This window comes from Spirillospora sp. NPDC000708 (assembly GCF_040299565.1).
Lineage (GTDB): Bacteria > Actinomycetota > Actinomycetes > Streptosporangiales > Streptosporangiaceae > Spirillospora.
Genome location: NZ_JBEPCJ010000004.1, coordinates 167,473 through 180,299 on the forward strand (window position 1 = coordinate 167,473; position 12,827 = coordinate 180,299).

9 protein-coding genes are annotated in these 12,827 nt (G+C 76.5%); 3 read left to right on the forward strand and 6 right to left on the reverse strand.

Features of this window, described 5'->3' with window-relative positions; all coding sequences use genetic code 11:
- Window positions 1-4 precede the first annotated feature (4 nt).
- The 5 genes from ABT299_RS05065 to ABT299_RS05085 are packed head-to-tail and all read right to left on the reverse strand — an operon-like array spanning window position 5 to window position 8,533.
- Window positions 5-2,317, reverse strand: coding sequence for a GAP1-N2 domain-containing protein (locus ABT299_RS05065; RefSeq protein WP_500249811.1), 2,313 nt, complete (start codon window positions 2,315-2,317; stop codon window positions 5-7).
- Window positions 2,318-2,319: 2 nt separating this feature from the next.
- Window positions 2,320-3,579, reverse strand: a complete 1,260-nt coding sequence (locus ABT299_RS05070; RefSeq protein WP_500249812.1) for a TRAFAC clade GTPase domain-containing protein — start codon at window positions 3,577-3,579, stop codon at window positions 2,320-2,322.
- Entirely contained in the window at window positions 3,579-6,236 is a 2,658-nt protein-coding gene (locus ABT299_RS05075; RefSeq protein ID WP_500249813.1) for a SaeA-related protein, read from the reverse strand. Before ABT299_RS05075 ends, ABT299_RS05070 begins: the two co-directional genes overlap by 1 nt.
- A 16-nt stretch (window positions 6,237-6,252) precedes the next feature.
- Window positions 6,253-7,836 carry an Hsp70 family protein gene (locus ABT299_RS05080; protein WP_387023580.1) on the reverse strand — a complete coding sequence of 528 codons (1,584 nt, stop codon included), beginning with the start codon at window positions 7,834-7,836 and terminating at the stop codon, window positions 6,253-6,255.
- 7 nt (window positions 7,837-7,843) lie between these two features.
- Window positions 7,844-8,533, reverse strand: a complete 690-nt coding sequence (locus tag ABT299_RS05085) for a nucleotide exchange factor GrpE (RefSeq protein ID WP_500249814.1) — start codon at window positions 8,531-8,533, stop codon at window positions 7,844-7,846.
- A gap of 179 nt (window positions 8,534-8,712) precedes the next feature.
- Between ABT299_RS05085 and ABT299_RS05090 the strand changes: the two genes are divergently transcribed.
- On the forward strand, window positions 8,713-9,351 hold the full coding sequence (locus ABT299_RS05090) for an ACT domain-containing protein (RefSeq protein WP_387023576.1): 639 nt from the start codon (window positions 8,713-8,715) through the stop codon (window positions 9,349-9,351).
- A gap of 75 nt (window positions 9,352-9,426) precedes the next feature.
- Window positions 9,427-10,968, forward strand: coding sequence for an AMP-binding protein (locus ABT299_RS05095; RefSeq protein WP_500249815.1), 1,542 nt, complete (start codon window positions 9,427-9,429; stop codon window positions 10,966-10,968).
- Window positions 10,969-11,164: 196 nt separating this feature from the next.
- Here ABT299_RS05095 and ABT299_RS05100 read toward each other — a convergent pair whose 3' ends face one another.
- On the reverse strand, window positions 11,165-12,082 hold the full coding sequence (locus ABT299_RS05100) for a carbohydrate kinase family protein (protein ID WP_500249816.1): 918 nt from the start codon (window positions 12,080-12,082) through the stop codon (window positions 11,165-11,167).
- A 73-nt stretch (window positions 12,083-12,155) separates the two neighbouring features.
- Here ABT299_RS05100 and ABT299_RS05105 point away from each other — a divergent pair, with 73 nt between their 5' ends.
- Window positions 12,156-12,800: a class II aldolase/adducin family protein gene (locus tag ABT299_RS05105; protein ID WP_500249817.1), complete on the forward strand. Its 645-nt coding sequence runs from the start codon at window positions 12,156-12,158 to the stop codon at window positions 12,798-12,800.
- The last annotated feature ends 27 nt before the right edge of the window (window positions 12,801-12,827 follow it).

The following is a 12,827-nucleotide window of genomic DNA, read 5'->3' on the forward strand; positions in this document are numbered from 1 at the left end:
GGGCTCACCTCCCCTCGTCCCCGGCGAGGAGGTCCTTCAGCGCGGCGCGCAGCTCCGGCCGGTCGGCCAGGCGCGCGTCGAGCTGCCGGGCGGCGAGCCAGCGGCCCGCGGCGCCGCGCGCCCAGGACTCCAGGTCCGGTTCGGTGATCCCGCGCATGCGCAGCCGCAGCACGATCTCGATCAGGTCGTTGCGGCGTTCGACGTCGGCGCCGCGCAACTGGGCGCGGCCGGCGCGCGCGCGGGCGGGCAGCTCGGCCGTCCAGCGCCCGGCGATCCGGGCCCGCAGGGGTGCGGGCACCTCGGCGAGCAGCCCCGCGCGGAACGCGGGCGGGCGGCGGCACAACCGCCGCGCGGCCGCCTCGAACGCCTCGCCGGTGAGCCGGGCGGACGCCCCCTGCGCGCCCGCCAGGGCCGCCATCGCCCGCGCCGCCTCGCCGGGCCGGGACGCGGTGATCGCGTCGGCGTAGGCGCGGACGGCGGCGGCGTCCGCGGCGGCGCGCCCGCCGGGCAGCACCGACGGCACGAGCGCCGCGAGCCGCAGGCTCTGCGCGTCGGCGAGGGCGTCGCATCCGGCGCGCTCGAACGTCCGCGACGGCAGCGCCGCCAGCGTCGGGCTCGCCGCCAGCCCCTCGCCGAACGCGTCGAGCAGGTCCGCGCACTCGGCCGCCGTCGGCGGCACCGCCCACACCTCCGCGAGCGCCGCCTCGACGTCCGCCCCTTCCAGGCGGAGGAGGCCGGCGGTCGCCTCGATGCGGCGCGGACGGTCGCGCCGCCCGACGGAGGCGAGCACCGGGACCGCGACGGCGGGGACGGCGCGGAGGCGCCCGGCCGCGTGTTCGTGGAGGAGGTCGCAGGCGCCCGGCGTGAGGGCCGCCGCCCGCTCGCGCGCTCCGGCCTCGGCGAGGCCCGCGATGGCGCCGTCCAGGAGCGCCCCGCGGGCCGAGGCCGGGCAGGCCCGGTACGCGGCGGGCAGGTCGGCGGCGCCGAGGCGGGCCCGCCCCGCGGCGGCCGCCGCGAGCGCTTCCAGGTCGACGCGGGTGCCCGCGCGCGCGGCGACCGCCGCGACCGCCGCGACCTCGGCCAGGTCGGGCGCGTCCGCGAGCGCCTGCGCCACGCGCGGCTCCAGTTCGTCGGCGCGTTCCGGCAGCTCGGGCATCCGGGCCCGCGCGGCCGGGTCGGACAGGGCCAGGACCGCGATCCGCGCCGCGCAGTCCCGCGCGACGCCGGTCGCGCCCGCCGCGAGGGCCCGCTCGTGGACGGCGAGCGCCAGCTCCAGGCCCATCGACGCGACGCCCGGCGCGAGGTCGCGCCACACCCAGTCGGGGACGGCCGCGCCCGGCCGCGACAGCAGCGCCCCGGCCGCGCTCTCCTCGGCGGCGGTGACGGGCGCGTCGCGGCGGCACAGCGCCAGCAGCGCCGCGGCGCCCTCCAGCACCGCCGGGTCGGACGGCGCCGCGCCGTCGAGCAGCGCGAGCTCGCCGAGCGCGTCGAGGGCGGGGAAGTCGGCGTCGCGCCAGCACGCCGCGACGGTCCGCGCGAAGCGGGACGCGCCGCCCGCGCCGGCGAGGCCGCCGTGCAGGTCGACGGCCAGCGCGTGGGACGCGTGGTGCCGCACCGCGTTCCACACGTCCGGGGTGGTGCCGACGAGCCGCTGCGCGGCGCCGTCGGGGTCGGCGGTGTAGGTGACGAACGACAGCCGCTCCGCCGCCGCGACCGGCAGCGAGTACGACACCACCGCGATCCAGCGGGCGATCAGCTCGACGTCGGCGGCGACCAGCACGATCCGGCCGTGCCCCCGGCCGAGGACGCCGGCGACCGCGTCCACCAGCCGCGCGAGGGTCCCGTACGCGTCGGGCGGCCCGGACCCCGCGAGCCACTCCGCGAGCGACTCGGGGTCGAGCGCGGCGCCCGGCGCGAGGTCGTCCAGCTCGCCGAGGTCGCCGTCGCCGGGCAGCGGCGTCCAGATCGGCGCGTGCCACAGCTCGGCGGGGCGCAGCCCCTCCAGCTCGTCGGGGTCGGCCACCACCGCGTGCGCGAAGAAGTTGCCGTACCGGCCGGAGTAGTCGCGGCCCAGGTAGCGGCAGCGCAGCAGCAGCGGGCGCCCGTCCACCCGGTCGTACAGCAGCGAGACGGGGAACCGGTCCAGCTCGGCGTCGTCGGGGGACAGCGGCGCGTCCGGCGGCGGCCGGTACGACATGTACGGCGTGACCGCCGCCCGCACCCCGTCGGGCAGGCCCGGCGTCTCCGCGACGAACTGGAACCCGGCCCGGCCGGTGGGCCCGCGCCGCGCGGAGGTGTAGTGCAGCTGCCACGCCACCGTCACGAACCTCCGGGGCGGACGCCGTCGAGCATCCCGAACCGGTACAGCAGCCACAGCAGCGGGTCCTCGGCGCGGTGCGGGCGGACGCCGCCCGCGCCGACCCGGCCGTCCTCCGGGACGCCGCCGAGCGCCGACAGCCCGAACAGCGCGTGCTCGGCGTACTGCTGCCCGAGGTAGGTGTCGAGCTGGCCCGCCTGCCACTCGTGCAGCAGCGCCCGGACCTGCTCGTCCACCGCGTCCCGGTCGTCGAGGTCGAGCACGCCCGCGCCGGACCGGGACCGGCGCAGCGCCGACTGCCGCAGCAGGTCCGGGCGCAGCGCGTCGATCTTGGTGAGGGCGACCGCGACCGGCACCGGCAGCGGCTCGCCGGGACGGGTGCCGTGCCGCTGCCGCAGCGCGTCGGTGACCCGCGCGATGATGTCCAGCGGCTCGCCGCCGGAGTCGTCGCCGGAGCCGCGCGGCTCCGGGACGGCGTCGGAGATCCCCGCCCGCGCGCCCGGCAGCTCCAGCGGATCGACCAGGAAGATGATCGCGTCCGCCGCCTCCAGGTAGCGCAGGTGCAGGTCGGTCGCCTCGCGGCTGCGCAGGTCCTCGCCGGCGGTGTCGAACAGCACCAGCGCGAGGGAGTCGTTGCGCGGGCGGGCGAACCGGCCCTGCCGGAACCGGCCGGCCCGCGTCCGGGTCAGCAGGTAGACGAGGGGCTCGCGCGGGCCCGTCGCGGCGCTCGCGGTCGTCGGCAGCAGCCGCCGCTCCTCCAGCAGCGGCCGCGCGAAGTCGCGCTTGTAGCGCTCGATCGTCCGGTCGTCGCACGCGACGAGCGAGGAGTCCAACTCCGTGCCGACCCGGTTCATCAGCTCGTGCAGCAGCACCGCGATGTAGGTGCTCTTGCCGGCGTTCTTCGCGCCGACCAGCGCGACGATCCTGCCGGGGGAGTCGCAGTACGCCGACGGCAGCGGGTTGTGGCACTCCGGGCACGCCCGGTTCCCCGTCGGGACGCCGCACTCGGGGCAGTCGGCGCGCCCCTTGCGTCCCGGCGCGGCGAACACCGGAGGCAGCGACGCGCCCGCCGTCGACCCCGTGTAGGCGGCCAGCTTCTCGTCGAGGACGGGCGCGCAGCCCTGCCGCCGCCCCGCCTGCCCGCGGCAGCGGAACAGGATCCGCTGCGGCGGGACGGACGCGAAGCAGTACGGGCAGGTGACGCCGTGCCGGGGGAAGAGCCGCGCGGGCGCGCCCGGCAGGCGGGCGAGGGGTCTGGTCATCACGGGACCTGGAGTCGGCGGATCGGGGGATCGGTGAGTTCGATGACATCATCATCGGCGAAGCAGCGCAGCCAGTACGGCGCGGACGCGTCCGGGACGGCCACGGACAGCTCGCCGGGCACCGGCACCTGCTCCCACGTGCCGAGCGTCTCGCCGTCGGCCGCCCGGTGCGGCATCACCCGGCCGCGCCGCAGCACCAGCGACAGCCGCGCCACCCGCAGCGGCCGCGAGCAGGTGAGCCGCAGCGTCAGCGACCGCCGCCACGGCGGCCCCGACCGCTCCAGGTCGTAGCGGACGACGGCGCGCGCCCCGACCTCGGCGGTCACCGGCGGGCCGGTCACCCGCGTCCCGCCGACGGTCCCGGCCGCCGCCACGGCCAGCTCGACGGGCTCGTCCTCGGGGACGGGCAGCCGGACGCCGCCCTGGGTGTCGTACGCGGCGCGGGTGACCGTCGCGCGCCGCTCCTCGTCCGGGTCGGCGGAGCGGCGCGCGTCGCGGCCGATCCGGTACACCAGGTCGACCTCCGCGACGTCCGGCGGCCAGTCGAACCCGACGTGCACGTGGTCGCCGCGCCGCTCGGCGACGAGCCGGCGCGGCGGCGGCAGGTTCACGTACCGGTGGTACGCGCCGATCGCGGCGGTGCCCTCGGCGACGGTCACGGCGAGCAGCCAGCCGCCCGCGCCGGGCCGCACCGCGAGCCCGCCCGCCACCGGCGCGCACGCGAGCCGCCGCGTCTCCCGCCGGACCTCCTCCACCGGGACCAGCGCGCTGCGCGGCCACGGCGGCGGCCCCGGCGACAGCACCAGCTCCGCCGTGCCGTGCGCGGGCGGCGCGAACCGCACCCGCAGCAGCCCCGGGTCGGCCGGGTCGGGCTCGGCGGCCAGCTCGTACACCGGCACGGGCGGCGCGCTCGGCGTCACCGACGCCCGCACGCCCGGCGTGGCGACCTCGCGGCCCGCCGCGTCCAGGTAGACGGCGCTGATCAGGTAGTGGTGGGTGCGGCCGTTCGGCACCCGCTCGCGGAACCCGTCGCGTCCCGCCTCGACCGGCGCCCCGTCCCGGACGACGGCGACCCGCGCCGCCTCCGCCGGGCACCGCCACCGGCCGGTGACCTGCCCGTCCCCGGCCAGCAGCTCGACCTCGCCCGGCTCCGGCCGCACGACGACCGGCCCCGCGACGGCGGGCGGCGCGGCGGCGTCGCCGCGCACCGCGACGGCGCCGTAGTACAGCGGGACGTTCACCGGAGGCCGCTCGTCGCGCTCCCCGGCGATCGGCTCGCCGTCGCCGGCGCCGCGCGGCGGGCGCCCGGTCCGCCGGACGAGCCGGTAGCCGATCTCCCCGGCGGTCGACGGCGACGCCTCCCACGAGAGCCGCACGGTGGCGCCCGTGCCGCCCGTGTCGACGTCGGCGCGCAGCGCCGGGACGGGCCTCGGCGGCAGCCGCCGCTGGTGGTCGAGGGCGCCGGGCAGGTCGCGGACGAGCCGCAGCGCGTCGGCGAGCAGCCGCCACGCCCGGTCCGGGTCGGGTTCGGCGGCGGCGGTCTCGCGCAGCCGCAGCGCGGTGTCGACGCGGTGCCGCGCCTCGGCGGCGAGCACCTCCTCCTCCGACGGCTCGCCCTCCGCGGCGGCGGCGGGGATCCCGGACGCGTCCGCCAGCTCCGACGCCGCGTACACCTCGCCCGCGTCCAGCAGCGAGCGCAGCCGCCCGGCCAGGCCGCCGCCCCCGGCCGTCTCCCGCACCACCGCGAACACCAGCCGCCGCGCGTCCTCCGCGTGGACGCCGAGGTCCTCGGTCGCGTGCCGCAGCAGCGCCCGCTCGGACGCCCGCTGCCGGAACCGCTCCCGCAGCCGGTCCACGATGTCGTACCGGACGAGTTCGGCCAGGTCGGCGCCGGAGCGCAGCGCCGCGAGGACGGTCCCGGCGTGCGTGGTGCTGGTGTCGCGGCTGCGGCGCGCCCACTCGTCGCCGGCGGCGGCGACCGCGTCCGCGTCGAGCCGCAGCACCCCGCCGCGCAGCGCGGACGCCCCCGGGGCGCCCGGCGACGCGGGAGCGGTGAAGCCGTCCAGCACCCGGATCGGGCCCGCGATCCGCGCACCGAACAGGAAGTCGGCCAGGTGCCGCTTGCCCAGCACGCCGAGCGACTCGCGGACCTTCCGGTACGCCGCGTACGGCGCGGCGGGCGGCAGCGGGTCCGGCTCGCGGACGGTGACGCCCTCGGCGGCGGCGAGCGCCTCCAGCTCGGCGCGCGCGACCCCGCCCGACCGGGCGATCGCCTCGACCTCGGCGGGCGTCACCATGCGCAGGAACCCGGCCGCGTCCGCCAGCCCGGCGCGGGCCTGCGCGCGGCGCCGCTCGCCGCGCTCCCGGCCGCCCGCCAGCCGCTCCTCCAGCGCCCGCAGGTCGCCCCGCCCGGCGGCGGCGAACAGCGGTGCCAGCTCCCGGTGCTCGGCCTCTAAGCGGTCGATCAGCTTGCGGTACTTCAGCTGGCCGCGCGCCCGCCGCCAGCACTGCCGCACCTGCTTCACCCGCGCCTCGACGCCCGGCCCGGACAGCGGGTCGGCCAGCGCGTACCGGACGCGCAGGTCCTCGGGCGGCTGGTCGCCCGCGGCCCGCGCCGGCTCCAGCACCTCCCGCCGGTACTCCTCGTCGAACGTCACCGCGGCGCGCCGGCCCTCAGCTCACCTGCACCCGGGAGAGGGCCTTGCGGGAGCGCTCGACCTCCTCCTCCGACATCCCCCCGACGTCCACCTTCAGCTCCAGCCGCTCGCCGGACTCCTTCTCCACGGCCGTCACGTTGAGCAGCCCGGACGAGTCGAGCGCGAACGTCACCCCGATCGGCCAGCCCGCCTTCTTGCCCGGCGGGACGCGGATCTCCCCGGTCGCGATCTCGGTGTTGTCGATCAGCTCGGCGGACTCGACGCTGCCCGCCTGCTCCATCACCCGGACGTCGGCGGAGGTCTGGTCGTCGTAGACGGTGAAGAAGTCCTCGGTGCGGGCCGCCGGCAGCTCGTCGTTGGCGTGCACCAGGTGCGCGACGTGCTCGGCGCCGGAGTCGCGGTCGACGACCACGATCCCGAACGCGTGCGAGGCGACCGTGCGGATCTGCCGGCCGGCGATCTGCTTCTGCTGCTCGGCCGACAGCCCGGCCCGGCTCGCCATCTCCTCGGCGCGCTCGGCGGCGCCCTCCCGCATCAGCCGCCGGTAGGTCTCCTCGAACGCGTACAGCGCGGCGCCCTTCGCGACGGCGAGGTCCGGGTCCTGCAGGCGCGGCGACAGCCCGAGCTCGGTCTCCAGTCGCGACGCCACCACCGGCATCTTCGTGGACCCGCCGACCAGCACCAGGTCGTCGTAGTCGTGCACGCCCTTCTCGGCGGCCGTCGACAGCGTCCGCCCGGTGATCTCCACGGTGCGGTCGAGGAGGTCCCGGGTCAGCTCCTCCAGCCGCTCCCGCGTCACCTCGATCGCCGCGACCCGCCCGGCGTGCATCACCCGGACGGTGTGCGCGGTGCGGGTGGTGAGCGCCTTCTTGGCGTCCTCGGCGTCGCGGCGCAGCTGCTGCTCGGTCTGCTTGTCGTCGAGCGGGTCGCCCGCGTCGGGGTGCTCGGCGCGGAACCGCTCCGCCAGGTACTCCACCAGCCGCGCGTCCCAGTCGGCGCCGCCGAGCTCGTGGTCGCCGTCGGTGCAGATCACCTCGATGTGCCCGGCGCGCAGCGCGATGACGGTCGTGTCGAACGTGCCGCCGCCGAGGTCGTAGACCAGGATCGTGCGGTCGGCGTCGGGGTTCAGCACCCCGTAGGTGATCGCGGCGGCGATCGGCTCGGACACGATGTCGATGACGTTCAGCCCGGCGATCCGGCCCGCCTTGCGGGTCGCGTCGCGCTCGGCCGCGCCGAAGTACGCCGGGACGGTGATGACGACGTCGCGGGCCTCCTCGCCGGTCGTCGTCCGCGCGTCGGTCGCGAGCTTCAGCAGGATGAACGCCGACAGCTCCTCGGGGGTGAAGTCGATCCCGTGGATCGGGCGGGTCACGTCCCGGCCCATGTCGCGCTTGATCAGGCTGACGACGTTGTCGGGCTCCAGCACCGCGGTGTCCTTCGCGGTGGCGCCGACGACGACGTTCTCGCCGCTCTCGAAGTACACCACGGACGGTGTGGTGTCGGTGCCCTCCAGGTTCCGCAGGACCGCCGGCCGCCCCACGTCGTCGATGGAGGCAATGCAGGAGTACGTGGTTCCCAGGTCGATCCCGTAGACAGCCATGTCCCTCTCACCCATCGGTGCCGAGTCGGTTGTTCGTCGTCTCGCCGCCGCCCGCGGCGACGGTGGTCCCGTTGGAGGCCCGGTCGAGCCGGCCGACGCTGACCGCCGCCTTGCGCAGCACCTTGCCGCTCTGCTCGAAGCCGTCCGCCTGCACGCCGGTCACCAGGCCGTCGCGGTCCGGGTCGGCGACCGGGGTGACGGCGACGGGCCGGTGCCGGGACGCGTCGTACGGGTCGCCGGGGCTCGCGCTGAACCGCTCGACGCCGAGCCGGGCCAGCGCGTCGGCGACGTCGTCGGCGACGGCGGTGAACAGCCCGGCGGTGCGGACCGGGTCGGGCGGCTCGCCCGCCCCCGCCAGCCGGCCGGCCTCGCGGCGGGCCTGGTCGTGCAGCCGGTACAGCGCCGCCCGGACGGGCTCCAGCATCGCCTGCAGCTCCCCGCGCCGCAGCCGCTGGTTCTCCTCGTGCAGCCGGTCGATGACCGCCTCGCGGTGTGCGGCGCGCTCGTGCTCGCGGTCCAGCCGCGCGGTCAGCCCCGCCAGGGCGTCCCTGATCTCCGCCTCGAACGCGGCGCGGCCGCCCCCGGCGTCCCCCTGCGCGGCCTCGGCGGATGCCGAGGCGCCGCCCGTCGCCGGCGCGGCGCCGTCGGTGCCGGATCCGGCCCCGTCGTTGACTGTGCGATCCCCGTCGCTCGACACGTGCAGTCACCTTAATGATGAGGCGGCAGAGGCGATAGGTCTGCTGTTGACCTTCATTGGACTCTAGTTTGACGCCTCCCCGCCGTTCCAGCACCGACTTCTTCGCGTCGACACGAATGGGTAACACGTGGGAAACGGGTCTCCCTGAAGCTGGTGGGACACGGAAGAAGGAGGTGGCGATGTTGCTGCGGATCCGCGTCCGGCTGCCCGACCGTCCGGGCTCGCTGGGCCAGGTGGCGCGGACGCTGGGCGCCGCGGGCGCCGACGTCGCGCAGATGGCGGTACTGGAACGCGACAACGGGCGGGCTCTGGACGACTTCACCGTCACGTGGCCCGCGGGCGCGGGCGTCGAGCGGCTGCGCGACGGTCTCGGCTCGGTGAACGGCGTGGAGATCGTCGGCATCTGGCCGACCGTCGAGCCGCAGGGCGCCTTCCCCGACGCCGCCGTGATCGGGCAGGTCGCGGCGGTCCCCGAGCGCGGCGCGGCGACGCTGGCCGACGCCGTGCCGGGCATCCTCAGCGCCGACTGGGCGGGGATCGCCGAGGTGGGGGAGCAGGACACGGCGGTGCTGGTGCACGCCAGCGTCGGCGGGCTGACCGGCACCGAACTGCCGGTGCTGCCGCCGCTGCGGCCGCGCGCCTTCACCGGGACGGACGGCACGGAGTACGCGGTCTGCCCGCTGTCGGCGGGGCGCGCCGCGCTGGTCGTCGCGCGGAAGGGGGCGCCGCCGTTCCACCGGACGGAGGTGCTCCGGCTGGAGCAGCTGGTCAACGCGGCGGAGGCGGTGCTGGCCACCGATCTCGTCCGGACGTCGTGAGCCGCCCCTGGTCAACGCGGCCGGGATGGTTCTAGAGTCGGATTCTAGGATTTGTCCCGTTCCAGGAGGCGACCGATGGCCGAACTGCTCCGCCCGCACGCCGACGCCCGTCCGGACGAGCCCGCGCTGACCGACGAGCGCGGCACCACCACCTGGCGCGAGCTGGACGCCAGGACCGACCGGCTGGCGAACGCGCTGCGCGGCCTGGGGCTGGCCACCGGGGACGTGATCGCGATCCACTCCGGCAACCGGCGCGAGTACTTCGAGGCCATGTGCGCCGCCGGCCACATCGGCCTGCGCTACGTGCTGGTCAACTGGCACTGGACCGCCGACGAGCTGCGCTACGTCCTCCAGGACGCCGGGGCCCGCGTGCTGTTCACCGAGGACGCCTTCGCCGGCGTCGCGCGCGAGGCGTCCGCCGGCCTCGGGCTCGCCGCGCGCGTCGCGTTCGGCGAGTCCGCCGACGGCTTCACCCCGTACGAGGAGTTCCTCGCGACGGGCGCCGAGGAGGAGATCGCCGACCCGTCCACCGGGCTGCCGATGTTCTACACGTCCGGCACCACCGGCCGTCCCAAGGGCGTCACCCGCAAGCTCACCGCCGCGGGCGGCCCGATCGAGAACGCCCGGCTGCTCGGCGACCTGATGGCGGGCGTCCTGCAGATCCCGGAGAACGGCCGCACCCTGCTCGTCGGGCCCGTCTACCACTCGGCGCAGTGGCTGTGGTCGCACGTGTTCCTCCTCGGCGGGCGGTCGGTGGTGATGCGCCGCGGCTTCGACGCCGCCGAGACGCTCCGGCTCGTCGACGAGCACGCGATCACCAACGTGCACCTCGTGCCGACCCAGTTCGTCCGGCTGCTGCGGCTGGACGAGGCGACCCGCAAGGCGTTCGACGGCTCCTCCCTGAAGGCCGTCTGGCACGGCGCCGCGCCGTGCTCCCCGGACGTCAAGCGCCGGATGATCGACTGGTTCGGCCCGATCGTCCACGAGTACTACGGCTCCACCGAGGCGTCGGTGAACAGCGTCATCACCGCGTCCGAGTGGCTGGAGCGGCCCGGCAGCGTCGGCCGCCCGCTGCCCACCACCGAGGTGCACATCCTGCGCGAGGACGGCGAGCCCGCCGCGCCGGGGGAGCGCGGGCAGATCTGGTTCCGCTACGCCAGCGGCGACGACGTGGAGTACTGGGGCGACGAGGAGAAGACCCGCTCGGTGCACCGCGGCGACGGCCTGTTCACCACCGGCGACGCCGGGCACCTGGACGAGGACGGCTACCTCTTCCTCGCCGACCGGGTCATCGACATGATCATCAGCGGCGGGGTGAACATCTACCCGGCCGAGATCGAGGGCGTGCTGATCACCCATCCGGCGGTCCGCGACGTCGCGGTGTTCGGCGTCCCGGACGAGGAGTTCGGCGAGCAGGTGAAGGCCGCCGTCGAGCTCGCCGACGGCGCCGAGCCGTCCGCCGCGCTGGCGGACGAGCTGATCGGGCACGTCCGCGCGTCGCTCGCCGGCTACAAGGCGCCGCGCTCGATCGACTTCGTCGACGCGATGCCGCGCACCCCCACCGGCAAGCTCTACAAGCGCCTCCTCCGCGACCCCTACTGGCAGGACGCCCGCTGAGCATCCGAAGGACGCCTCAGCCCGTGCCCCGGCCACGCTCCGACCGGAGCGTCGCGATCGCGAGCGAAGCCGAGTTCGAGCGTGCGAGAACTCGATCGCGCAGCGAGCCCCCGGGCGAGCCGGAGCGATGCAGCGATCGCACGCATCGCCCGCCGAAGGAAGGCCGTCTAGCGGCCTGACGCCAAGGGCGATGCAATCAAAGCAGCGTGAGGACGGAGTCGAGGTCGGTGAGGCCCGCGTCGGAGCCGAGGCCCTGGGCGACGGTCGCGGCGGCGGCGGTGCCCCAGCGGGCCGACTCCAGGACGTCCCGGCCCTGGCCGAGGCCGGTGATGAACCCGGCGCAGTACGCGTCGCCGCAGCCGGTGGTGTCGACGACCTCGACGGGCAGGGCGGGCAGCCGGTGCGCGCCGCCTTCGGTCGCGACGAGGCTGCCCTGCGCGCCGAGCGTCACGACGACCGAGGCGGGCCCCTCGGCGAGCAGGGCGCGCGCGGCCTTCTCCGGGTCGCCCTCGCCGGTCATCGCCGCGGCCTGCTCCTCGTTGGGCAGGAAGTGGTCGACGTGCGGGAGGAACGCGGCGGCGCCCCGGACCAGGTCGGGCATGTTGGACAGCAGGTCCATGGTGACGACGGTCCCGGACGCGCGGGCCGCGTCGAGCGCGGCGAAGAACTCCGGGTCGTTCAGCCCGAACGTGACGTCCGGGCCGCCGAGGTGGACGGCGCCGGCGGCGGTGAGCAGGCCGGGCTCGACCGCGCCCGCGGTGAGGGTGAGGTTCGCGCCGGGGACGTGGAAGCTCGGCCGGCCGCCGTCCGGGCGGATCGGCAGGATCGACGCGCTGGTCTGCTCGGCGGTGCGGCGGACGAGCCCGGTGACGTCCACCCCGTTCCGGTTCATGATCGTGACGAGCAGGTCGCCGAGGTCGTCGTCGCCGATCGCGCCGACCGAGACGACCCGGTTGCCGAGCCGGGCGAGCGCGACCGCGGTCCCGGCGGCCGCGCCGGCGGCGGTCACCCTGATCCGGTCGACGACCACGGTGTCCTGGCCGTCCGGGATGCCCTCGACGGGCCGGGCCAGCACGTCCAGGATGTGCGCTCCGACCGTGACCACAGTTGCCATGCCGGGTTCTCCCTCGTGATCGTCAGGGCCGTAGCGTACGACGGGCAGGGCCGAGAACGTGAGAGGGATTCGCATGTTGCTGGAGGACGAGCGGCGCGCGCTGTGCGCGGTGGGCCGCAGGCTGGCCGAGACGGGCCTGGTGACCGGCGCGTCGGGCAACGTCAGCGTACGGTCGGGCGACCTGGTCGCGGTGACGCCGGGCGGGATGATGCTCGACCGGATGCGGCCGGAGGACTGCCCGGTCGTGAACCTGGACGCCCGGCTCGTGGACGGCGGCCGGGCGCCGTCGTCGGAGACGCCGATGCATCTCGCGCTGTACGAGGAGACGCCCGCTGCGGCGATCGTCCACACCCACTCGACCTACGGCGCCGTGGTCGCGACGACGATGACCGAGCTGCCGCCGATCCACTACAACACGCTGCTGCTGGGCGGCGTGGTGAAGGTCGCCGAGTACGCCACCTACGGGACGCCGGAGCTGGCCGAGAACGTGCGCGCCGCGATGGCGGGCGGCAAGCGCGCGGCGCTGATGGCCAACCACGGCGGCGTCGCGATCGGCCGGGACCTGGACGAGGCGTTCGAGAACGCGCGGCTGCTGGAGTGGCTGTGCGGCGTCTACGTGCGGGCCAAGACGATCGGCGAGCCCCGGGTGCTGACCGACGAGCAGCTCGCGAAGGTGGTCGAGCGGGGGCTCGCGCCGCCGGAGTTCCCGCCTGTGTAACCTAGCGCTTGCTAGGCGACCCGGGAG